This is a genomic window from Terasakiella sp. 4MB5A, assembly GCF_050058155.1.
Taxonomy (GTDB): Bacteria; Pseudomonadota; Alphaproteobacteria; order Rhodospirillales; family Terasakiellaceae; genus Terasakiella; species Terasakiella halodenitrificans.
The window spans coordinates 548,988-570,772 of record NZ_CP188815.1 but is presented as its reverse complement, the minus strand read 5'-3'; the positions used below and the strand labels follow the sequence as shown (position 1 = coordinate 570,772).

The window sequence follows — 21,785 nt, the reverse complement described above, 5'->3', positions numbered from 1 at the left end:
AGGTTAATCGGTTTTTCGAAGTATTTTTGAAAAGCCATTTGGGTTATCAGGGCTTGGCCTGCAAAACGAGAGTTGAGGCGAGATGTTTTCAAAACTGTTCGGCGTTCTGTCCGCTGACATGGCAATCGATTTAGGAACCGCAAACACACTGGTTTACGTCAAGGGTAAAGGGATTGTTCTAAATGAACCGTCCGTTGTCGCCATTGCCGATAATATGGGTAAAAAACAGGTTCTTGCCGTTGGTGAAGAAGCTAAGCAAATGCTTGGTCGTACACCGGGTAATATTCAAGCCATTCGCCCTTTGCGCGACGGGGTGATTGCTGATTTTGAAATTGCCGAGGAAATGATCAAACACTTTATCCGTAAAGTGCATAATCGTCGCAGCTTTGCCGCCCCCTTGGTGGTAATCTGCGTACCTTCCGGCTCTACCGCTGTTGAGCGCCGCGCCATTCAAAATTCTGCTGAAAATGCAGGTGCCCGCAAAGTTATGTTGATCGAAGAACCGATGGCAGCCGCCATTGGTGCAGGCTTGCCTGTCACCGAACCGACCGGTTCAATGGTCGTTGATATCGGTGGGGGCACAACCGAAGTTGCCGTCCTGTCTTTGGGTGGTATCGTTTATGCGCGCTCCGTCCGTGTGGGCGGCGACAAAATGGACGAAGCCATTATCGCTTATATCCGTCGTACACACAACCTGCTGGTTGGGGAAGGTACGGCAGAACGGATTAAAAAAGAAATCGGTTCTGCTTGTCCGCCGGAAGACGGCGAAGGCCGCACAATGGAAATCAAAGGCCGTGATTTGATGAACGGCGTGCCCAAAGAATTGGTCATTTCAGAACGCGAAATTGCAGAAAGTCTGACAGAACCTGTCGGTGCGATCATCGAAGCCTGCAAAGTCGCCCTTGAAAATACTGCCCCGGAACTAGCGGCCGATATCGTTGATAAAGGCATCGTTCTGACTGGTGGCGCCGGGATGCTGCGCAATCTGGATTTCGTTTTGCGCCATTCCACTGGATTGCCGGTATCTATTGCCGATGATCCACTATCTTGTGTCGCATTGGGCACAGGTCGCTCGCTTGAAGAAATGAAAAAGCTCAAGCACGTCCTGTCTTCTATGTATTAATAAAAAAAGCGCTTTATCTTAAAGCGCTTTTACCTTGAGAATGAAGGAAACATCTTTTGGTAAAGCACGGACCAGGCGCACAAAACCGGGTCGATGTGATCCGAAATCTGCTCCAGAGATTCGCGTATCTCGGGCTGATTTTGGCGGCTTTTGCCCTCATGATGCTGGGCAAGGCTGAAACAGTCATTGTCGAAGAAGCCCGCGCGCGCATTAACGATGCTTTTGCCCCCATTCTCGAAGCCGTCGCAGAACCGGCAGAAACCGTTCGCAGTTATCTGGACGAAGCACGACAGTTCTTGGCCGTGCATGAAGAAAACCAACGTCTGAGCGAAGAAAACAAACGCCTGTTAAAATGGCAAACCATTGCCCGCCAAGTGGAAGGCGAAAACACCGTTCTGCGTGGCCTTCTTAATTTTGAAGTTGGCCCGCAAGCCACTTATAAGGCCGCGCGCGTCATTTCCGATGACGGCGGGATTTTCTCTGAAAGTATGCTGGTTTATGCCGGTGTGCGTGAAGGTGTGAAAAACGGACAAGCCGTTATCACCGGTGAAGGTCTTGTCGGTCGCATTGCCGGTGTCGCCCATCGCTCCGCCCGTATTCTTCTTTTATCCGACTTGAACTCCCGTATTCCGGTCATGATCGAAAGTTCGCGCGCACGCGGGATTATGATTGGCCGAAACGAAGAAAAACCCATCTTAAGTAAACTTCCGCCGGGCACCATTGTCTCCCCCGGTGATCGTATCGTGACATCCGGTCATGGTGGTGCCTTCCCGCAAGGCATTCCTGTCGGTCAGATTTCTTCGATCAGTGATAAAGCGATTGAAGTGACTTTGTATGTCAACAGTTCCCGTCTGGAAATCGTACGCATTGTTGATTACGGACTAGAGGGCATTTTGGATCGTGATCGTTTAAAAACCGATCTGCCGAAAAACAACATTCCTGCAAAACCAATTGCACAGCCTGTTCATACACCGGTAGAAATGCGCACTGTTGTGCCAAAACCGGGAACAGAAAGGAGACCGTCTGAGCCATGAAACCGGGTTTTTGGCAGCGTCTGGATTTATGGGCGCGCAATATCTCTCCGGTGGGATTGTCGGTCGTTCTTATTTTGCTCAGCGTCATTCCCACCCATATTCCGGGTTACGGGTCCATCGTACCGCAATTGGCATTGATGGGGATTTTTCACTGGACCGTTTTTCGCCCGGACCTATTGCCCATCGTTGCTGTTTTCGCCATTGGTATTCTACAAGATGCGTTGAGCGGTGCCCCCATGGGGTTAAACACGATTGTTTATCTCACCGTTTTCGGTGTCGTTTTGGGACAACGGCGTTTCTTTTTGGGTAAAACTTTCTGGGTCGAGTGGTTAGGGTTTAGCATCATTGCAGCTGGAGCTGCCCTGCAAGCCTGGTTACTGCTTTCCGCCTATCACGTCCATATTCTTATCCCCGGCCCGGTCTTCTTCCAATATCTCATGACCATTGGGTTTTATCCCCTCCTCGCGTGGTTTATGGGCCGTTGGCAACGCACTATTTTACGATAATAAAAGGAACCCGTTTAAATGCATCGCAGCTCAGACAGATCAAAACTCTTTAGCAGGCGCGCGGCCGTACTCGGCGGTGGCAAGCTGGTTTTGATGTCTGCACTGGTCGGGCGCATGTATTATCTGCAAGTCGTTGAAGCCCCGCGTTTTAAAACGATGGCGGAAGAAAACCGTATTTCTATCCGTCTGTTACCACCACCACGCGGCAATATTGTAGATCGTTTTGGCGAAGAACTTGCCGTCAACGAACAAAATTACCGGGTCATCATCACCGCCGAAGACACCAATGGCAACCCAAAGGGGACATTGGATACATTGGGACAGATCATCGAAATCGGTGAAAAAGAAAAAAAGAAAATCCTGAAAGAAATCAAACGTAAGCGTAGCTTCGTTCCCGTTACTGTGCGCGAAAACCTGACTTGGGAAGAAGTCGCACAGATTGAGGTCAACACGCCTGACCTGCCCGGCAGTGAAATCGACGTGGGCCAGACCCGCCATTATCCAAAAGGCAACTACAGCGCACACGTTCTAGGCTATGTCGCGTCCGTTACCGAACGCGATGCCAAAAACGATCCTTTATTGGAATTACCCGGTTTTCGCATCGGTAAGTCCGGCATTGAAAGACTACATGATTTAAAACTACGAGGAACGGGTGGCACCTCGCAAGTCGAAGTCAACGCGCTAGGTCGTGTCATTCAAGAAGTTCAACGCCAAGACGGCGAACCCGGCGCAGAAATTACCCTGACTCTGGATGCCGGATTGCAGGAAATGGTGGCCGAACGTCTTGGCGAAGAAGCGGCGGCGGCCGTTGTTCTGGATATTCATACCGGCGAAGTTCTTTCGATGGCCTCCAGTCCGACATATGACCCAAACGCCTTTAATCGCGGGTTGTCCCATAAGGAATGGCAAAGCCTAATCACCAATCCGCGCGGTCCCCTGACCAACAAAGCCATTGCCGGGCAATATGCCCCCGGTTCCACCTTTAAAATGGTTGTCGCCCTTGCCGCCCTTGAAAAAGGCGTTATCACCCCCTCACAAGAAATTTACTGCCCCGGTCATATGGAACTGGGTAATGCACGTTTCCACTGCTGGAAAAGAGGCGGGCATGGCAATGTCAATATGGAAGAAGCCCATATGCATTCCTGCGATGTCTATTTTTATGAAATTGCCAAACGTACAGGCATTAACCGCATACACGATATGGCACGCCGCCTTGGCATTGGGGAGTTAAACGGCATTGATCTGCCGGGGGAACGCACAGGTTTGATGCCGTCGCGGGACTGGAAATTGGCCACAATCGGTGCACCGTGGCAAGGTGGAGAAACCCTGATTACCGGCATTGGTCAAGGTTACGTACTGGCAACCCCCTTACAACTGGCTGTTATGACGGCACGTCTTGTCAGCGGGACAAAAATTATTCCACACCTGACACGCAAAATCACCACAAGCGATTCGATTGAAGTTCCGGTCCGCACCACATTTGAACCCTTGGGCATTTCACCGGCTCATTTAAAAATCATACATCGCGGCATGAATGCTGTTACCAATATCCCCGGGGGAACGGCTTTTCGTTCACGCATCAAGGAACCTGAATTCGCAATGGCTGGAAAAACAGGAACCGCACAGGTTCGCCGTATTTCCAAGTCCGAGCGAGACACGCGGGTATTAAAAAATGACGAGTTGCCCTGGGAGCTGCGCGATCACGCTTTGTTTGTCGCCTTTGCCCCTTATGACAATCCCCGCTATGCGGTTTCTGTCGTCGTCGAGCATGGGGGGTCAGGTTCAAAAACAGCGGCCCCAATTGCCCGCGATATTTTGTTAGAAGCTCAAAGACGGGAATCGGCGCGCGGTGAATTATTAGTCCCAACCAAGATCACCCCTAAAAAAAATGAAAAGGAGGCGTAAGGACCCATCATGATGACTCGCTATCGCCTCGGACAAGATAAACTGACACTTGGTCGTAAAATTCTCGAATTAAATTGGGGATTCGTTCTTTTACTGATTTTGACGGCCTGTGTGGGCTTTGCCATGCTCTATTCGGCAGCACCACCTGACCCAAATGTTCCCGGCGCGATCGGAAGCTGGGATCCATGGGCTAAACGCCAACTCATCCGTTTTATTGGCGGAATGGGCATCATGTTTATTGTCGCACTCACCGATATCCGGATCTGGTTGCGATATTCATATATCCTTTATTTCATCGCACTTGGCCTTTTAATCGGTGTTGAAGTAAAAGGATCGATTGGCATGGGGGCGCAACGTTGGATCAGCTTGGGCTTTTTCCAGTTGCAACCATCCGAACTGATGAAAATCACAATTGTATTGGCACTGGCACGATATTTTCACGGACGAAGCCTTGAAGAAATTCAAAGTATTCCCTACCTGTTCGTTCCTTTATTTATGGTTGCTGCCCCTTCCGTTTTAATTTTGCGCCAACCCGATCTCGGCACAACTTTGATGCTGATTTTGGGCAGTGGTGTTATTTTCTTCCTTGCTGGCGTGCGCCTATGGAAGTTTATCTTGGTCGGTGTATCCGCCTTGGCAGCCATTCCGGTGGCATGGCAATTTCTGCATACCTACCAGAAAAAACGTGTTCTTACTTTTCTAAACCCGGAAAACGATCCTTTAGGGGCTGGTTACCACATTATGCAGTCCAAAATTGCATTTGGTTCCGGTGGTATTGCGGGCAAAGGATTTGGATTAGGCTCTCAAAGTCACCTTAATTTCTTACCGGAAAAACAGACCGACTTTATCTTCACCATGCTTGCAGAAGAACATGGCCTCATCGGCGGGCTTGCCGTTATGGGGCTCTATCTGCTTTTATTGATCTATGGCTATGCCATCGCCATGCGCTCACGCAACAATTTTGGCCGTCTTGTGGCCTTGGGCGTCACGACGACTTTTTTCCTGTATGTCTTCATCAATATGGGGATGGTGATGGGACTTTTGCCCGTTGTTGGGGTTCCATTACCGCTGATTTCATATGGTGGAACAGTGATGATTTCCATCCTCTTCAGCTTCGGTTTATTGCTTAGCGTTTCAATCCACAAGGATGTCACAATTTCGCGCAAAGGCGAACACGAAGAACTTTAGCCGTCATCAGTATCGAATTTCCAGAATTTCCAACTCTTCATCGCCTTTGGGGGTTTTGACCGTCACCAAATCCCCAACTCGCGCCTTCATCAACGCACGCGCAACAGGTGAAATCCAACTGATCAGACCATTGGTCGAATCGACCTCGTCTTCCCCCACGATACGCACACTGACTTTTTCTTCACGTTCATTTTCATAAATGACAAATGCACCAAAAAAAATTTGATCCCGATTGGTTTGTTCTTCCGGGTTCACAACAACAGCGGCCTCTATCCGTTTTGTTAAAAAACGCACACGACGGTCAATTTCGCGTAAACGACGCTTACCGTACTGATAATCGGCATTTTCCGATCGATCACCATTGCCTGCCGCCCACGTCACAACCTTGACGACCTCGGAACGCTCAACCGACCAAAGCTGGTGTTTTTCATCTTTTAACGTTTGCAAGCCTTGCGGCGTTATATAATTCGGTCTTTCCATGGAACTTTCACTTGTGTGTTTCTCTTTTCCTACTAGATTAACTCTCAAAGGTCAAAACAGGTGTGATATGAAACGTTCCAAATCTTTAAAAATTGCGCTGATGGGCGCGACAATCCTTACGATGAGTGCTTGCGACAACGGCGATGAAGTCGCCGCTGTTTTTGAAAATGTCGATGAATGTGCACGTTATGAAGGACAAGACCTGGATCAATGTCGCCAAGGCTTTGAAAAAGCTGCCGAAGAACATATCCGCACAGCTCCAAAATATACCTCCATTGAAGATTGTCAGGCTGATTTTGGCGGTGAAAACTGTGAACAAGCCCCCATGCAAACCACATCGGGCGGCTCCATCTTTATGCCGATGATGATGGGTTATATGATGGGTTCTATGCTGAGTGGGGGCACACGTTCCAACGTGGCGACTCAACCACTTTATCGTTCAAAAGACGATCCTAAAAGTTTCCGCACCGGCGACAACCAAAAAGTTGCCACCCAAACCGGCGTTCAAAAAGTCCCGTCCAACGTCACGAAAAGCCCAAGTACAAAAACATCAACGGTTCGCCGCGGTGGTTTCGGGTCCACCGCTGCACGTATGGGCACCCGCAGCTTTGGCGGATAAGAAAACATGCATCGTATCCGCATTGAAGAACGTCCAAACTGGCAACAACTGGCAAAAGAGGTTGGTTTTCAGTTTCATACGATCGATGGTGAACGCTATTGGGACGAAAGTGCCTGTTATCGATTTACACTAGCTCAAATTGAAAACCATATCGAAGACCCGACTGCAGAACTCGAACACATGTGTTTTCAGGTTGTGGAACGGGTCGTTCAAGATGAATCCCTGTTGCAAAAACTGGCCATCCCGCGTTCTTATTGGGATTATGTGCGTCAAAGCTGGCTAAACCGGGAAAAAAACCTCTATGGCCGTATGGATTTTTCCTATGACGGACAATCCCCCGCCAAGCTTTTAGAATATAATGCCGACACACCAACTTCCCTTTACGAAAGTGCTGCCTTTCAATGGGTTTGGATGGAACAGGCAATGGAACAAGGGTTAATTCCGCCGGATTGTGATCAATTTAATTCAATCCACGAAGCCCTCATCGGCGCTTTTGCCAATATGGAACTGCAAACCCCCTTACATGTTGCCTCCTGCCAAGGAAGTTTGGAAGACGAAGGCACCGTTCTTTATCTGGAAGAATGTGCAACCCAAGCCGGGATTCAAACTCATTTCATCCATATGGAAGAAATTGGGATTGATGAAAAAGGCCGACTGAGTGACCTACAGGACAATGTCATCGATACTCTCTTCAAGCTCTATCCATGGGAATGGATGATGCAGGAAGAATTTGGGAAAGCCATGCCGACATCCGGGACAACCTTTATCGAACCGGCATGGAAAAGCATTCTCTCCAATAAAGGGGTGCTGCCCCTGTTGTGGGAGATGTTTCAAGGTCATCCCAATCTTCTGCCCGCATATTTTGCCGATGATCCCAATGCCCATATGGTCGGGGATGCTTTTGTCCGCAAACCCCTTTTGTCACGCGAAGGGGCCAATATCAGCATTCATCATGCTGGTGAGGCCTTGGAAAACGTTGATGGGCCTTACGGCGCAGAAGGCATGATCGTACAGGCCTTACATCCCCTTCCCGTTTTTGAAGGAAACCACGCTGTTATTGGCAGCTGGCTGGTCGCCAGTCAACCTTGCGGCATCGGGATTCGCGAAGACAACACTGCCATTACCAAAGATAGCTCGCGTTTTATCCCTCATGTTATTCGAGATTGATCCCCGCTTAAGGGATTGAAAAAAAATTACACTGCTGTGCGCGTGATCACATAAATTCTTTCATTTTAATTCTACTATAGGGAATGAATTAGAATTTTGATATAATAGGTAGGGACGTTTTAAGGGATATGGTCATGGCGGGAATTACATTACTTGATGTGAAGTTGCTTGACGGCGACAGTTCGCCTGCTCGACGCTCTGTACTCGCACAAAAGCTGGCGAATGATCTCAAAAACAACAGCCTGTCAGAAACCGAATATGATCTTGCCATTGCGATCTTACAAAAACTGGCTGACGATGTCGATACCACCGTTCGCAGGTCCCTCTCTCACGCCCTTAAAAACAATGATGACATTCCCAAAGATTTAGCCCTTGGCCTTGCAAAAGATATTCTTGAGGTCAGTCTTCCCATGCTGGAATTTAGCACTTTATTGGAAGACAGCGATCTTATAGAAATTATCCATACGGGCAATAATGATCGTCAAATGGCTATTTCCCATCGCCAAACCCTAAGCCCCAGCTTAACACACAGTTTATGTGAAGCGGGGAGCGAAGCCGTTGTAGAAAGTACCTTAAAAAACGAAGGTGCTTCCTTTGAGGACAACACCTATGAACTTGTCTTGCAACGTTTCGAAAAAAGCGAAGCCATTCATGCCGGCATGGCAATGCGCCATCAACTGCCCCCACATATCATTGACCTGTTGGTCGATGTCATCAGCGATCAGTTAAAAACCCATCTGCTGAGCCACCAAAAACTATCCCCCGTTCTGACCGAACGTGTCGTTCTGGAATCACGTGAAGACGCCAAGCGTCGCTTGTTGCACGACCCCCGTTCAAAACGCGATGCAGAAAAGCTTGTCCTTGCCATGAATAAACAGGGAAAACTGACCCCCGAACTGATTTTCCGCGCCTTGGAAATCGGGGATCGTCCTTTCTTTGAATATGCGATGGCCTGTCGTGTCGGGATTGATATTCAAGCCGCCCGGACCTTGATTAAAGATCCTGGTGAAAAAGGCTTTGCCGCCCTTTATAAAAAGGCCGACCTGCCGCGCAAAGATTTTAGTGCGATCAACTATCTGGTTGATGTAGAATACCGCAGCCATAGCCATAGTCCGATTACAGCCCGTGAAAAACGTAAATCCACAGCAGGGCAACAGGAAAGCTGGTTGACCGAGACAGAGACAAAAAAGAAGAAGTGGCGCTTATTCTAAATAAAATCCGATAAGCTAGCCAAACAACTTATCAATATCATCTTGGGAAACATCTTGTCCCGCAGGCGGGTTTTCAGCCTTTGGCTTTTGCTGTGCCTCCGGTTCTGTTGCTTTCGGTGCCGCAGGTTGATCAAACATACTATCAATATCGTCTTGCGAAACAGCACCACCAGAGGCAGGCGGTTGTGTTTTTGCGACAGGTGTTGCCGGTTGGTCAAACATGCTGTCAATATCACCTTGTGATACCGGTGCGCTGCTTTCTGGGGCCGGTGTGGGGCTATCAAACAAATTATCGATATCATTTTGCGATACGGCCTGCCCTGCACTCGGTGGAGTGTCCCCACCAAACAAAGCATCGATATCATCTTGGGATACTTCCTTCCCACTCACTTGGGGACCATGCATCGCAATATCACCATCGCGCATCCCGATGACATCTTCGATAGTTTCGTCATTATCGACCGGCATTTCACCAAGGCCTTCGCGACCAACAATATCAACCAGACTATCCAGCGTACCTTCCAGACGATTCATAATACGCACGATTTTCGAAATCCGCTGCCCCGTCAAATCATGGAAAGAACAAGATTCAAAAATCTTGTTTGTGCGATCCTGAATCGCATTCAAAGAGACCTGCGCCGGTTCGTATTTAATATTGGCGCTCAGCTCATCCACATTGGATAAAATATCTTCTGCGGACTCCATAATCGTGTTCGTCGCGTCTTCTGTTGTCTCACAGATCGTGTTGAGCTGATCTGCCACCGTATTGAAATGATCAACCGGAGATTTCGGATGTCGAATAGATGCCAACTCAGCCTTGATCTTTGTAATATAGCGCACCAGATGGTGAATCTGCTCCGCCAATACGGTTAGTTGCTCACCGCTTTGCATTCAAATCTCCTTTTGCCGCTCTCTCTCAAGACAGCCACGAACATTGCATAGACAATGGGGTCCATCATACGCGCAACATGATAGCGCGTACAAGTGCCGCAAATTCTTTTTTTCACAAGAGATCATCTATTGGTACCTTCATATTGCACAAATACTACCATAGATTAATCTCCCCTATCTACAGAGGCACAGAACGTCATAAAAGAATATTACATTCAAGGTTGAAGTCGTACGTTTTCGAACAGTTGACATAACAAACAAAAAATAAGGAGCCATTCCCTTATTCGCAGTATCTATCAACATCCACCTTTCCAAATAAAAAACCCGAGAGCAAAAACTCTCGGGTTTCTTTTGGCTGGGGCACCAGGATTCGAACCTGGGGATGACGATACCAAAAACCGTTGCCTTACCGCTTGGCGATGCCCCATCTGTGTGGTGGCGCGGAACATACGACCAAATTTTAGAAAGTGCAAGAGGGTAATTGAAAAAAAATTAAATTATTTTCCCACAGGAAATCCACCATTTCGGATAGTCCTTTTGCAAGGCTTTCTCAGCAGCTTGCGCATCCTTTTCGCATTCAAACAAACCAAAACAGGTTGCCCCGCTACCCGACATACGCGCCAGCGCGCATCCCTGCTGCGTTAACAATGCCTCTAGAACATTTGCAATTTGCGGAGCGATTTGAATGGCTGGTGCCATAAGATCGTTTGAGCGTTCTTTTAATGCCTTGATAAAGGTGGCAAACGTATATTCCCCACCCATCGGCGCTGCATCCGTAAACCCACCTGTGCGTGCTTTAAAAACAGACGGTGTAGATAACGCAACCATCGGATTGACCAAAACCATCCAACAATCCGGTATGGGGGGCAGAGGTGTGATCACTTCACCGATCCCGCCGACATGATTGGCATGGGCTTTCATACAGATCGGCACGTCCGCCCCCAAGGACAGGGCCAATTCTTCCAACCCCAACGGGTCGGGGAAAACCTGCCATAACTGACAAAGTGCCTTCAACGTTGCCGCAGCATCACCGGAGCCACCACCAATACCGGCCGCCACAGGCAAGCGCTTATCCAGAGTAATCTGAGCCCCGAAATCGATATTACAGAGTTCTTGCAACCCCAAAGCCGCTTTCATTACCAGATTGTCGGCCCCGGACACATCGATATAGGAGGCCATCGGCCCAACCACATCCAATGACAAACGATCTGCGGCTTCTACCTGCAAAAGATCACCTGTCTGGGCGAACACGATCAGACTATCCAATTCATGATAACCATTTTCACGACGCCCACACACATGAAGGTAAAGATTGACCTTTGCATATGCCTGTTGCGTAACGGTCATTGTGACTCTAAACCATTTTCGATTTTTTGTTCGATTGTCTCCAGCACATCCTGTGTCGGATTAAGGCTTTTTGCCCGATACCATTGAAAACGGGCCTCGCGGTTGCGCCCAACCATCCAGTAAGCATCCCCGAGATGATCGTTAATCACCGGGTCACTGGGTTGCAATTCAACAGCACGTTCCAAATGAGGAACAGATTTTTCATACTGTCCCAATCGATAGAGCACCCACCCCAAACTATCAACGATATAACCATCACGCGGGCGTTGTGCGACCGCCTCTTCAATCATGGCCTGAGCCTGTTCAAGGTTACGGCCGTTTTCAATCCATGAATACCCAAGATAATTCAAAACAAACGGCTGATTTGGTTCCAGATCCAGTGCTTTTAAGAATAAAGGCTCAGCCTCATCCCAACGTTTCAGGCGTTCCAGAGCAATGGCACGCGAATAGAACAAGTTCCAATGGTGAGAGCCAATTTCCTGACCAATTAAATCAATTGCCTGCCCATAGATTTTTTCTGCTTTTTCGAATTTTTCATGATGGCGCAACACATCCCCTAACGTCACCAGAACTTCCAGACGGTCTGGATGTTGCGCCACCATTTCTTCCAAAATGGCAATCGCGCCTTCTTCATCACCGAGATCATCCAAATTCAGTGCCATACGTAAACGGGCAGACCATGAAAATGGGTTTGTCTTGTCAATGGTCGCATAGATTTTATTGGCATCCGCAAAACGACGGTCACTTTCAAGGATTTCCGCCACCAAAATACGAGCAATCGGGAATTTGGGTTTCACATGCAACGTCATATGCCCCATGATCAGGCCAATCTGCCTCGTACTATGTGAACGCAACGAAGAGGCAAGGCCGAACAAAGCTTCTGCCAAGCCATCTTTAACGGTGATCGCCGGTGTTTGCGCCAACATGCCGCTATTGAGCTCGTCCAACAAAGCCTGAATATAAAGAGAATCGGGGTGCGCAACGAAATACTGTCCATAGACAGCCTGCGCATCATTCATACGGTTCTGCTTGACCAGTAAGGTCGCATAAATTTCCGCCAGACGAAGCGACATGCCGTTTTCGCCCTGTGCCGCCAATTTATAATGTTTTTCGGCGTTTTTCACATCACCTTTAAAATCATACAACAAGCCGGTGTGCAAATGATAAAGCGCTTCAAGCCCTTTTTCCTTTTGCATCGGGGCAATGGCCTTTAACGCCGCATCTACGCCGTCTGTTGCTGCAATTAACCAAGTTTGGATCAAAGGCTTCACATATGCCCCAAGTCCGCTGCCCGGTATATCATCAATCTTGGTCCGCGCAGCCGTCATTTCACCCACTGTCACATCTTCCAGCGCCAAAACCAGCTTCGCCATCAGGTTTTCGTTATTGATTTCAGCAGCAATCTTGGCTGCCTGTTCAAAACGACCTTCACTGGCATAAATTGCAAACAACTGACGTTTCAGGTTATCGTCCAATTTCGAAGGAAAATCTTTAGATTCATGTACTGTACTTAAAAAATCGGCGGCATTTTCCATATCACGATGTCGTACAGCGTATTGTCCCACGAGGTAATTTGATAAGGAGGACTCACCCGGTTTTAAGGGAGGCATTTGCGGTTCACTGGCCGTCGTACATCCGGCAATAAAAGCCGGCGCACAAATTGTTGCGCAGATGAGGAGTTTCTTCAAACTAAATACAGACACGTTTCGTCCTTGTTTTATTGCCAAACCGGGTACTTGCGTCCAGCAGTGTAGCCGAGCGTTTATATAATTCACAACCAGTGAATTGGTTTTTTCTAACAATTACTGTATCTTGCTTGCTAATGAATTAGAAGAAGTGACGGAAAATGTCAGAAAACCAACAAAACACGCTGAATGACTGGTTTGAAAATGCACTCGATCTTTTGTGTATTATCGACCAAAGGACATGTCTGAATCGGATCAACCCTGCATGGACAAGCACAACAGGATGGAATGAGAACGAACTCGTCGGTTCACAACTCGTTGATTTTTTGCACCCTGATGATGTCGCACAGATGCGTGAAACCTTGCAAAAAGCCCTTGAAAACCACCCTCAGCATAATATCGAAAACCGCTGGCGGCAACAAAACGGGCACTACATTTGGCTGAGTTGGAACATTTCCCTGACGGGGGCCACGGATAAGACCCTATTCGCAAGCGCACGAGACATCAGCACAAGCAAACAAAAACAAATTGCCATTGATAATGACATCCGTCTTCTGGAATTGGCAGAACAAACGGCACGCATTGGTCATTGGCGACTCGATGTATCCAAAGGTGAACTCCAGTGGTCAAACGAAGTCTATAAAATCTATGGACGCCGGGCAAACAAGGCCGTCATCACCCTGGATGATTTTATTGATGCTTTTTCCGGTCGTCACCAAAAGGAATTTTGGTCACTGATCCAGCACGCGATAAATGACGGGCAGGAAATCAGTACCGAACTGGTTCTCAAACGCGACGACAATGAAAGACGTACCGTCGCTGTTCGCGCCGTATGCGAATATGACGCAAGCGGCGTTGTGCGCAGTCTATTTGGCATCCTCCAAGATGTAACCGAAGAACGCGTTCATCAAGCCAGCCTGCGCAGTAAAGAAGAACTTTTATCAATGGCCTTTCGCGCCACGTCCGATGGTATTTGGGATTGGGACTTGCAAACCGATCAAATGTGGTTTTCTCCTCAATGGAAAGCACAACTCGGCTATGAAGAAGATGAAATTTCAAACAATTTTGAAAGTTGGGCGAACCTTATTTTCGACGAAGATCGCATTAAAGCGATGGATATGATGGATGCACATTTTCGCGGTGAACTAGACCGGTTTGAAATAATCCAACGTTTTCATCATAAAAAAGGCCATACGGTTTTTATTTTGGTACGCGCCTATGCCTTGCGTGACGAACAAGGTCGTGCAATCCGTATGATCGGCGCACATACCGATGTCACAGAACTCAAACAACTGGAACAGGCCAAGTCCGAGTTCACCTCGATTGTCTCCCATGAATTACGTACTCCGCTAACCGCCATTCACGGGGCTATTGGTTTGCTTGACGGACATTATGGAGATGACCTACCCGAACAAGCTCGCAACCTTGTACGCATCGCCCAGAACAATAGCGAACGTCTAAACTTTCTGGTGAACGACATTCTGGATATGGACCGATTGCAATCCGGGAATGTGACTTTTTCTCCTTCTGTGATCCCACTTGATAGCTTCCTGCCGCAAGTAATTGAAAATCATCGGTCTTACGCCGGGAAATTCAAAGTCGATCTGGATTACGATCAATCGGGCGACAGTTATCAGATCCTCGCAGACCCTGACCGTCTCATGCAGGTCATGGCCAATTTGGTTTCCAACGCCATAAAATTTTCCCATGAAGGGCACACAGTGAAAATTCGCGCCCATACGCGTAATGATAAAATTGCCATTTCCGTCATTGATACCGGGCGCGGCATTCCCCGTGATATGCGTGACAAAATTTTCAATAAATTTATTCAAGCTGATAGTTCTGATCAACGGCACAAGGGCGGCACAGGGCTGGGATTAACCATCTCAAAAGCCTTAATTGAAAAAATGAACGGGACGATCTCCGTCATTTCCAAACTGGACGAGGGGTCCACCTTTACCATTTTACTTCCCCGCGCTGAAACGTGAGGCGGATAAGACTCTTCTTCCCCTCTTGTTTTGCAAAAAAACATATACAGTTGTATAATGACCATGATGTATTTGGGGATCTTCATGGTCAGTCTGTTTCAAACCATTATGGATCGAATCTTCGGTTCACCTTCCCCTCCTCCCGACGTTTTAGCTGACGACGGGGGGCTGGCTGAGTTTGCCAAACAATATGCTGCACAAATTGAAGAAGAAAAAAAGTTTGGCAAGAAACCATCTGTTTCCGGTAATGATGTTATTCACATCCAACATGGTCGTCACGGGGCACGTGCATATCTGCTGGATACATCTGCATTTCGCAATGCTTTGGTCAAAGAATTGCGCGCCAGCATCACCCCGGTTACAGAAGGTATTCTAAAAACACGGTGCGGCGAGAAAGGTGTGGGGTATATGCACGTCGATGCGTTTTACGCCTTTCACATTCATAAGAAAGATGCAGTTGAAGAATATAACGCAGCCCTTACTATCATTGATGAAATTGGTGCCCGCCTTTTGGGGGATCGCTATACCAGTGGCGAACGAAAACCAGAAATTCCAATCACACGGGTCTTACCGCAAGACATTTTAAACCCCGATGGAACGTTTAACCTTCCACGGGCCAAAAAAGCCATCAAACTCGTCACGGAGAAAAACATATCCGGCCCAACGGATACCAATTGGCAAAATGGGGAAATCAGTATTGAAGCCACTGATCCAGCTCAATATGTCCCACTGCCGCCACACCCTGCCAAAAAAGACTATGGCGACTGGGAAATACAAAAAGTACCAACAAAAGACAAACAAGAGGCCGACTGGCGCGTACAACCTGCGACCACACAATCAATCAACACACCGCCCCCGATCAAAAGCAGCCCACCACCACCTGAACAGAAATGGCAATCCGAAACAGGACAAAAAGAAAAAAACAATCATGAAGCCACAACAGCAAGGTCTTGGCTCGACACGCCGCAAGTCGCACCAGAACATATTTCTGCAGAACCTCAGGTCCAAACTCTCCCGCCAAAAACATTGGGCGTTCAACCCACGCGGCTGCGCCAATTAGGCGATGTGGTTTTAGCGTTTCATCCCACCTGGCAACGCCATACTGAACGTATTGATTGTTATGTCGGATTTGGCTTTCGCCATCAAGACAGTACCGTTTTCAAAGGGGAACAATTATATCCTGCCTCTGCACCTGCCAAAACCATTCAGCGCATCGATAAAGCCATTACCAAACAAGGCGTACAACATTTGGAGCGTACCAGCCAACTGGATCAAAAGACGATCTTTTTACCTTTTCATCTGGAAAGTATTTTGGCTGAAAAAAAGAACTCCCCTCTCAAACCGCTACATAACCTGCCGGAACAAATCCGCCACAGGCTCAGGATTGAAATTATCCAGCTTGGCGAATTGAAATCAACGGAGGCTCTCCTCAAGGCTATTGATATACATCAAAGCCACCTGCCAAACATCGGCATACAGGTAGAAAGCACAGATATCGCACGCGATATCCTTCAAAATAAAGACATATCCTTTATCAGTTTCGATATGTCCTCGTCTTCCCTTAATACCCCTCATACTGGCCAACTGAGCGCAATTGCACAAATGGCCCATAAACATAAAAAATATCTTTGTATATGGGGAGTGAAAAACAAACAGGATATTGAGCACGCCTTACAAGAACAATGTGCCTATCTCAATGGACGAGGCTTGGCCCGAGACATGCGAAAGCCGGGAAAGATCATCTCTCTCCCGGCTTCCAAAATGCTATTGGATTAAAGCATACTGAAGAATTTCTTCAGATCGTTATCTAGTTCACGAACAGGATCAATTTGATCACCCGCCGCCCAAATCACTGTAATTGCACCGGCATAAGACCCGGCAGAAGCTTGTGCAATATCCCCGATACGATCGGACACCATATTGGATTGATCAGCAACAACACCAACTTTTTCCGAAATATCATTGGTGGCAGCGCCTTGTTGCTCAACAGCTGCTGCAATTGCACTGGACACTTCATTAATTTCGTTGATGGTATGGTAAATCTCGCCAGATTTACGAACAACCCCTTCTGTCGCATCCTGAATATTGCCGATCTGTTTTGCAATACGATCCGTTGCTTTTGCTGTCTGATCCGCAAGGTTTTTCACCTCAGCCGCAACAACTGCAAACCCTTTACCAGCCTCGCCAGCGCGTGAGGCTTCCACCGTCGCATTCAAGGCCAAAAGATTGGTTTTTGCTGCAATATCAGAAATTAACTGAATAACTTCCCCGATGTTACGTGCTTCTGTGGACAGGGCCGTAATATCTTCCTGAATGCTGGTTACATTACTCATCGCCAATTGCGATGTCTCACTGGCATAAGACACCTGCCGGGTAATTTCGGCTACCGACGAAGCGAGTTCTTCCGTCGCAGCTGCCACCAACGTAATACTTTCTGACGTTTGAATTGCAGAATCAGCTACCTCAATCGTCCCAGATGAACTTTTATCAATACGTTTACCCATATTTTCAGCTTCGCTGACAATAGATTTTGCATTGTTGATAACACGCTCAACAACAATATTGACCTGATCTTGCAAAGTTTGTGCTGATTTCTGCATACCGGCCAAATTGGCAATAGACCCATTAATATCGCGCGATCCTTTCAAGAATGCACCGGTCATGCCTGTTTCGATGATCGTGCGATAATATTTTTTCTGCGCCACATATTCCATCGCAGCAGCCGCTTCACGTACAAACGCATCTGTGCGGTCAATGGCAGAATTTACCGCATCGAACATTTCCTGTTCTTTACCATGCGCTCCACGGGTAATCCGCGCTTCAAAGTTCCCCTGATCGATTTCATTGCAAACATTGATCACTTCATCAATCGCAGAACCTGTCCCCAAAGCAACAGGGCCAGAACCGGCAAAAATGCCCACAAGAACAAACCCCAATGCCAAAACAATTAAAAGGGCGGGAATGATAGAAAAGCCCGTTGTCACAAGCATTTGGACGAACAGCGCAATCAAACTTGCCACTGCAAGATAGGAAAAAACATTCCCTTTTGATTTAGATGGAGAGGATGTACTCGTCATATGCGACCCCTTTATTATTTAATATGTCCATCAAAGCCTGTGTGGAAGCCTGCATCCCATCCTTACGGTTCTGGTGGGATTGTTCAATTTGCAACAACTTGCCGTAGAGCGGGATAATAATATTATCCAGCGTATCACGTTTTGCTACACGTCTGTTGGAATGGTAGCCAACCACATTACCATCAACATCAAAACTTGGTGTGACATGAGCCAAAACCCAGTAATGATCACCATTTTTGCAACGGTTCATGACGTATGCAAATAATTCTTCCTTATTGGTCATCTTTTCCCAAAGGAGTTTAAATATACTCCTCGGCATATCGGGATGGCGGATCATACTGTGCGGTTGCCCCATCACTTCATCCAATCGATACCCGGCGACATCAAGAAATATCTTGTTTGCATAAGTGATACGGCCTTTCAGGTCCGTTTTACTTACAATAATCTCATTATCGCCAAATGCGCGTTCAATCCCCGTTAAAGCGTTGTCATTATTCGCCATCTGAGACCCTCTATCGTTTTTCAGCTATCGTTGTAGTTTAGGTCCTGTTGACAAAGTGGGTTCACAAATTGCTTAGAATGTGATTCAAGACTTCTTTTTATGAGGAGAAGTCTATGCGGAATTTGATGAGCGACGATGAATGGTTATTCTTCGAGCCATTCCTTCATGCCCAAGGGCCAAAATCTGGCCGTCCTCCCTCAAATCACCGCCTCACTCTTGATGGTATTTTTTGGATTGCCCGGACAGGAGCACCTTGGCGTGACCTCCCCAATTACTTCGGTAAATGGTCCTCTGTTTATCGTCAATTCCGCCGCTGGACATTGCTCGGCGTTTGGGATGTTCTACTGGATGCCTTGAACGATGCCAAAGCCGTTCCAGATACAGTGCAAATGATAGATAGCACAATCATCAGAGCCCATCATCAGGCTGCTGGGGCAAAAGGGGGACTCAAAAAGAGGGTCTCGGCCGTTCAAAAGGTGGCTTTACGTCCAAAATACACCTTCGAACAAATGCCGAAGGCTTGCCAATAGCTCTGGAAATCAGCGAAGGCCAAACATCAGATTACAAAGGGTATGCTCCATTGATGGAATGGGGTGGTCCAGATGCCAAGGTTCTATTGGCAGACAAAGGCTACGATGCAAACTCCATTCGGGACGATATGGAGAAACGCGGTGGATACGCCATGATCCCAATGCGGAAAAACCGAAAGGAAATCACTCCCGTTGATGATTTCGTATATGGCTTGAGAAATCAGGTTGAACGCTGCTTCAACAAACTCAAAAATGCTCGCCGGGTTGCAACTCGGTATGACAAGACGATGCTCAGTTTCCTTGGCTTCGTGCAGGTCACATCAATTCGGGTATGGGTAAAATACTTTGTCAACAGGACCTAGGTAGCTGCCCCTCAAAAGTACATATTAAAAATTACTTCATTCAGATATTTATTTCCATCAAACACCACAGCAACATTGACTCTTGAATAAATATGCGTATATTTCGCCCACTTTATGTCCGAGTGCGTTTTTGCGCATAGTCGGATTTTGTTGTAGCACGCTGCTTGAGGTTCTTGATTATCAAGTTCGAAAGTCCGCATCCATCGGCACCGTAAGGCGCGTTTATTTAAAGGGTATGTCGAACCATGTTCGCTATCGTTAAAACTGGCGGTAAACAATACACCGTCGCTGAAAACGACGTTATTGTCGTTGAAAAATTGGCTGGTGAAGCCGGTTCTGAGATCACACTGGAAGACGTTCTTCTGGTTGGTGCAGAAGGCAAAACCACTGTTGGTACGCCGCTTGTTAAAGGCGCTTCTGTCACAGCAGAAGTGATCGAACAAGGCAAAGGTGATAAAGTCATCATCTTTAAGAAAAAGCGTCGCCAAAATTATCGCCGCACAAAAGGTCACCGTCAGGAACAGACCGTTTTGCGCATTAAGTCTATCAAAGGCTAAGGCCGTTAAACTAAGGAGATCAAGTTATGGCTCATAAGAAAGCTGGTGGCTCGTCCCGTAACGGTCGCGATTCCGAAAGCAAACGCCTCGGCGTTAAAAAATTCGGTGGCGAAGCCGTTCTCGCTGGTAACATTTTGGTCCGTCAACGCGGCACTAAATTTTATGCAGGCGACAACGTTGGCATGGGTAAAGATCACACACTGTTTGCAAAAGCAGAAGGTAAAGTGAACTTCCGCACCAAAGCCAAAGGCCGCACATACATCAGCGTAGACGCTGCCGAATAAGCGATTTTTTCGCTTATAACAGGTTAGGAAAGAGAGGGGTGGTTTTCCATTCCTCTTTTTTCGTTGAAACAAGACGGTTATTCTGACATCCAACGAATAACCACCTTCATCTCAAGAAAGCTCCCCGCCCGGGCGAGGACGGTATCATCATGAAATTTTTAGATCAGGCGAAGATTTTCCTCAAAAGCGGTGACGGCGGCAATGGCTGCGTTTCCTTTAGACGCGAAAAATACGTCGAATTTGGCGGCCCTGACGGCGGCGACGGTGGTCGCGGCGGTGATGTCATTATTGAATGTGTCGATAACTTGAACACCCTGATTGATTACCGTTACCAACAACATTTCAAGGCCCAACGCGGTGAAGGTGGTATGGGGCGAAATCGTTCCGGTAAAAAAGGCAACGATATTATCCTTAAGGTCCCGGTCGGCACGCAAATTCTGGATGAAGATAAAGAAACAGTACTGGCTGATTTTCTGGAACCCGGCGTCCAGCGCGTTTTGATGCGCGGCGGTGACGGTGGACGTGGGAACGCACAGTTCAAAACCTCCACCAACCAAGCCCCACGGCGAAATGAACCCGGCTGGCCGGGTGTAGAACGCTGGGTCTGGTTACGGTTGAAATTGATTGCGGATGCTGGTCTTGTCGGCTTGCCCAATGCGGGGAAGTCCACATTTCTGGCGGCTGTTTCTCGCGCCAAGCCCAAAATTGCCGATTATCCGTTTACAACCTTGCATCCCAACCTAGGTGTTGTGCATGCCGGGGATCAAAAGGATGGGCGCGAATTTGTTATTGCAGACATCCCCGGCTTAATCGAAGGCGCCCATGAAGGTCAAGGCCTTGGGGATCGCTTCCTCGGTCATGTGGAACGCTGTTCTGTTTTACTGCATCTGATCGACGTCACTCAAGACGATGTCGCTGGGGCCTACACCACAATTCGCCACGAATTGGAAGCCTATAGCCCTGAACTGGCGAAAAAGCCTGAGGTCGTTGCCTTGAATAAATGCGATGCCCTTCTGGACGAACAGGTTGCCGAACAAAAAGAAGAGTTAGCAAAAGTCTATGACGGTAAAATTCACGCAATTTCCGGTGTTGCGCGCACGAATGTTCCTGAACTCTTGTTGGAAATGCACCGGATTATCAAAGGCGAAGACGGTGGCCCTGTTGAATTTACCGCCGGCCCGTGGGATGATGGCCCGGTAGAAGAACCCGAAGAAGAGTTTTTTGAAGAAGAATCAAAGCCTTTTGATCCTTTAGCGTGACAGAGATTAAAGAACTGGCTTATAAACGTCTCAAGCTTGGTATTGGACCAAATTCAAGGTAAGACTTTAT

The 21,785-nt window shown here is 47.7% G+C and carries 19 protein-coding genes, 1 tRNA gene and 1 pseudogene; 14 read left to right on the top strand and 7 right to left on the bottom strand.

The genetic code is table 11. The features are described 5' to 3' along the window. Nucleotides 1-82: 82 nt before the first annotated feature. The 5 genes from ACI0FF_RS02760 to rodA are packed head-to-tail and all read left to right on the top strand — an operon-like array spanning nucleotide 83 to nucleotide 5,756. Nucleotides 83-1,123: a rod shape-determining protein gene (locus ACI0FF_RS02760; protein WP_188660406.1), complete on the top strand. Its 1,041-nt coding sequence runs from the start codon at nucleotides 83-85 to the stop codon at nucleotides 1,121-1,123. A gap of 56 nt (nucleotides 1,124-1,179) precedes the next feature. After that, nucleotides 1,180-2,157 carry a rod shape-determining protein MreC gene (mreC, locus tag ACI0FF_RS02755; RefSeq protein WP_419798624.1) on the top strand — a complete coding sequence of 326 codons (978 nt, stop codon included), beginning with the start codon at nucleotides 1,180-1,182 and terminating at the stop codon, nucleotides 2,155-2,157. Continuing rightward, nucleotides 2,154-2,663 carry a rod shape-determining protein MreD gene (gene mreD / locus ACI0FF_RS02750; protein ID WP_419798623.1) on the top strand — a complete coding sequence of 170 codons (510 nt, stop codon included), beginning with the start codon at nucleotides 2,154-2,156 and terminating at the stop codon, nucleotides 2,661-2,663. The genes mreC and mreD overlap by 4 nt, the downstream gene beginning before the upstream one ends. Before the next feature lie 18 nt (nucleotides 2,664-2,681). Then, complete coding sequence (gene mrdA / locus ACI0FF_RS02745; protein WP_419798622.1) at nucleotides 2,682-4,568, top strand: penicillin-binding protein 2; 1,887 nt, start codon at nucleotides 2,682-2,684, stop codon at nucleotides 4,566-4,568. A gap of 9 nt (nucleotides 4,569-4,577) precedes the next feature. Then, nucleotides 4,578-5,756 (top strand): rod shape-determining protein RodA, encoded by a 1,179-nt coding sequence (rodA, locus tag ACI0FF_RS02740; protein ID WP_419798621.1) that lies wholly within the window; start codon nucleotides 4,578-4,580, stop codon nucleotides 5,754-5,756. A gap of 6 nt (nucleotides 5,757-5,762) precedes the next feature. On the opposite strand, the gene greB is transcribed toward rodA, so the two are convergent. Continuing rightward, nucleotides 5,763-6,236, bottom strand: coding sequence for a transcription elongation factor GreB (gene greB, locus ACI0FF_RS02735; RefSeq protein ID WP_419798620.1), 474 nt, complete (start codon nucleotides 6,234-6,236; stop codon nucleotides 5,763-5,765). A gap of 67 nt (nucleotides 6,237-6,303) precedes the next feature. Here greB and ACI0FF_RS02730 point away from each other — a divergent pair, with 67 nt between their 5' ends. The 3 genes from ACI0FF_RS02730 (at nucleotide 6,304) to ACI0FF_RS02720 (ending at nucleotide 9,233) form a co-directional block, all read left to right on the top strand. Then, nucleotides 6,304-6,855 (top strand): DUF1190 domain-containing protein, encoded by a 552-nt coding sequence (locus ACI0FF_RS02730; RefSeq protein WP_419798619.1) that lies wholly within the window; start codon nucleotides 6,304-6,306, stop codon nucleotides 6,853-6,855. A 6-nt stretch (nucleotides 6,856-6,861) separates the two neighbouring features. Next, the gene (locus ACI0FF_RS02725; RefSeq protein WP_419798618.1) at nucleotides 6,862-8,022 is read left to right on the top strand and encodes a glutathionylspermidine synthase family protein; all 1,161 of its coding nucleotides are present in this window, start codon (nucleotides 6,862-6,864) and stop codon (nucleotides 8,020-8,022) included. A 134-nt stretch (nucleotides 8,023-8,156) separates the two neighbouring features. After that, nucleotides 8,157-9,233: a DUF2336 domain-containing protein gene (locus tag ACI0FF_RS02720; RefSeq protein ID WP_419798617.1), complete on the top strand. Its 1,077-nt coding sequence runs from the start codon at nucleotides 8,157-8,159 to the stop codon at nucleotides 9,231-9,233. A gap of 15 nt (nucleotides 9,234-9,248) precedes the next feature. Here ACI0FF_RS02720 and ACI0FF_RS02715 read toward each other — a convergent pair whose 3' ends face one another. The 4 genes from ACI0FF_RS02715 to ACI0FF_RS02700 all read right to left on the bottom strand — a co-directional run bounded on the left by ACI0FF_RS02715 (nucleotide 9,249) and on the right by ACI0FF_RS02700 (nucleotide 13,174). After that, nucleotides 9,249-10,124, bottom strand: coding sequence for a hypothetical protein (locus tag ACI0FF_RS02715; RefSeq protein ID WP_419798616.1), 876 nt, complete (start codon nucleotides 10,122-10,124; stop codon nucleotides 9,249-9,251). Between the two features lie 352 nt (nucleotides 10,125-10,476). Further along, a tRNA-Gln gene (locus tag ACI0FF_RS02710) sits at nucleotides 10,477-10,551 on the bottom strand. Between the two features lie 65 nt (nucleotides 10,552-10,616). Beyond that, nucleotides 10,617-11,471, bottom strand: coding sequence for a 4-(cytidine 5'-diphospho)-2-C-methyl-D-erythritol kinase (locus tag ACI0FF_RS02705; protein WP_419798615.1), 855 nt, complete (start codon nucleotides 11,469-11,471; stop codon nucleotides 10,617-10,619). Next, the gene (locus ACI0FF_RS02700) at nucleotides 11,468-13,174 is read right to left on the bottom strand and encodes a tetratricopeptide repeat protein (protein ID WP_419798614.1); all 1,707 of its coding nucleotides are present in this window, start codon (nucleotides 13,172-13,174) and stop codon (nucleotides 11,468-11,470) included. Before ACI0FF_RS02700 ends, ACI0FF_RS02705 begins: the two co-directional genes overlap by 4 nt. A gap of 143 nt (nucleotides 13,175-13,317) precedes the next feature. Between ACI0FF_RS02700 and ACI0FF_RS02695 the strand changes: the two genes are divergently transcribed. Both ACI0FF_RS02695 and ACI0FF_RS02690 read left to right on the top strand, forming a co-directional pair. Then, on the top strand, nucleotides 13,318-15,144 hold the full coding sequence (locus tag ACI0FF_RS02695) for a PAS domain-containing sensor histidine kinase (RefSeq protein WP_419798613.1): 1,827 nt from the start codon (nucleotides 13,318-13,320) through the stop codon (nucleotides 15,142-15,144). A gap of 84 nt (nucleotides 15,145-15,228) precedes the next feature. Further along, nucleotides 15,229-16,920 carry a hypothetical protein gene (locus ACI0FF_RS02690; RefSeq protein WP_419798612.1) on the top strand — a complete coding sequence of 564 codons (1,692 nt, stop codon included), beginning with the start codon at nucleotides 15,229-15,231 and terminating at the stop codon, nucleotides 16,918-16,920. Here ACI0FF_RS02690 and ACI0FF_RS02685 read toward each other — a convergent pair. Further along, nucleotides 16,917-18,221, bottom strand: coding sequence for a methyl-accepting chemotaxis protein (locus ACI0FF_RS02685; RefSeq protein ID WP_419798611.1), 1,305 nt, complete (start codon nucleotides 18,219-18,221; stop codon nucleotides 16,917-16,919). The genes ACI0FF_RS02690 and ACI0FF_RS02685 overlap by 4 nt on opposite strands. Continuing rightward, nucleotides 18,196-18,723 carry a PAS domain-containing protein gene (locus ACI0FF_RS02680; protein WP_419798610.1) on the bottom strand — a complete coding sequence of 176 codons (528 nt, stop codon included), beginning with the start codon at nucleotides 18,721-18,723 and terminating at the stop codon, nucleotides 18,196-18,198. The genes ACI0FF_RS02685 and ACI0FF_RS02680 overlap by 26 nt, the downstream gene beginning before the upstream one ends. A 113-nt stretch (nucleotides 18,724-18,836) precedes the next feature. Here ACI0FF_RS02680 and ACI0FF_RS02675 point away from each other — a divergent pair. The 4 genes and pseudogenes from ACI0FF_RS02675 to obgE all read left to right on the top strand — a co-directional run bounded on the left by ACI0FF_RS02675 (nucleotide 18,837) and on the right by obgE (nucleotide 21,715). Next, nucleotides 18,837-19,615: pseudogene (locus ACI0FF_RS02675) on the top strand (IS5 family transposase). 245 nt (nucleotides 19,616-19,860) lie between these two features. Further along, complete coding sequence (gene rplU, locus ACI0FF_RS02670; RefSeq protein ID WP_188665555.1) at nucleotides 19,861-20,172, top strand: 50S ribosomal protein L21; 312 nt, start codon at nucleotides 19,861-19,863, stop codon at nucleotides 20,170-20,172. 26 nt (nucleotides 20,173-20,198) lie between these two features. Further along, complete coding sequence (gene rpmA / locus ACI0FF_RS02665) at nucleotides 20,199-20,456, top strand: 50S ribosomal protein L27 (protein ID WP_419798609.1); 258 nt, start codon at nucleotides 20,199-20,201, stop codon at nucleotides 20,454-20,456. Between the two features lie 149 nt (nucleotides 20,457-20,605). Then, on the top strand, nucleotides 20,606-21,715 hold the full coding sequence (gene obgE / locus ACI0FF_RS02660) for a GTPase ObgE (RefSeq protein WP_419798608.1): 1,110 nt from the start codon (nucleotides 20,606-20,608) through the stop codon (nucleotides 21,713-21,715). The last annotated feature ends 70 nt before the right edge of the window (nucleotides 21,716-21,785 follow it).

Coding starts and splice junctions, on each gene's coding strand:
- ACI0FF_RS02715 (WP_419798616.1), bottom strand. CDS start 10,124: ATGCAAAGCGGTGAGCAACTAACCGTATTGGCGGAGCAGATTCACCAT.
- rplU (WP_188665555.1), top strand. CDS start 19,861: ATGTTCGCTATCGTTAAAACTGGCGGTAAACAATACACCGTCGCTGAA.
- ACI0FF_RS02730 (WP_419798619.1), top strand. CDS start 6,304: ATGAAACGTTCCAAATCTTTAAAAATTGCGCTGATGGGCGCGACAATC.
- mrdA (WP_419798622.1), top strand. CDS start 2,682: ATGCATCGCAGCTCAGACAGATCAAAACTCTTTAGCAGGCGCGCGGCC.
- ACI0FF_RS02725 (WP_419798618.1), top strand. CDS start 6,862: ATGCATCGTATCCGCATTGAAGAACGTCCAAACTGGCAACAACTGGCA.
- obgE (WP_419798608.1), top strand. CDS start 20,606: ATGAAATTTTTAGATCAGGCGAAGATTTTCCTCAAAAGCGGTGACGGC.
- mreD (WP_419798623.1), top strand. CDS start 2,154: ATGAAACCGGGTTTTTGGCAGCGTCTGGATTTATGGGCGCGCAATATC.
- rodA (WP_419798621.1), top strand. CDS start 4,578: ATGATGACTCGCTATCGCCTCGGACAAGATAAACTGACACTTGGTCGT.
- ACI0FF_RS02685 (WP_419798611.1), bottom strand. CDS start 18,221: ATGACGAGTACATCCTCTCCATCTAAATCAAAAGGGAATGTTTTTTCC.
- ACI0FF_RS02680 (WP_419798610.1), bottom strand. CDS start 18,723: ATGGCGAATAATGACAACGCTTTAACGGGGATTGAACGCGCATTTGGC.
- greB (WP_419798620.1), bottom strand. CDS start 6,236: ATGGAAAGACCGAATTATATAACGCCGCAAGGCTTGCAAACGTTAAAA.
- ACI0FF_RS02720 (WP_419798617.1), top strand. CDS start 8,157: ATGGCGGGAATTACATTACTTGATGTGAAGTTGCTTGACGGCGACAGT.
- ACI0FF_RS02760 (WP_188660406.1), top strand. CDS start 83: ATGTTTTCAAAACTGTTCGGCGTTCTGTCCGCTGACATGGCAATCGAT.
- ACI0FF_RS02705 (WP_419798615.1), bottom strand. CDS start 11,471: ATGACCGTTACGCAACAGGCATATGCAAAGGTCAATCTTTACCTTCAT.
- rpmA (WP_419798609.1), top strand. CDS start 20,199: ATGGCTCATAAGAAAGCTGGTGGCTCGTCCCGTAACGGTCGCGATTCC.
- ACI0FF_RS02690 (WP_419798612.1), top strand. CDS start 15,229: ATGGTCAGTCTGTTTCAAACCATTATGGATCGAATCTTCGGTTCACCT.
- ACI0FF_RS02695 (WP_419798613.1), top strand. CDS start 13,318: ATGTCAGAAAACCAACAAAACACGCTGAATGACTGGTTTGAAAATGCA.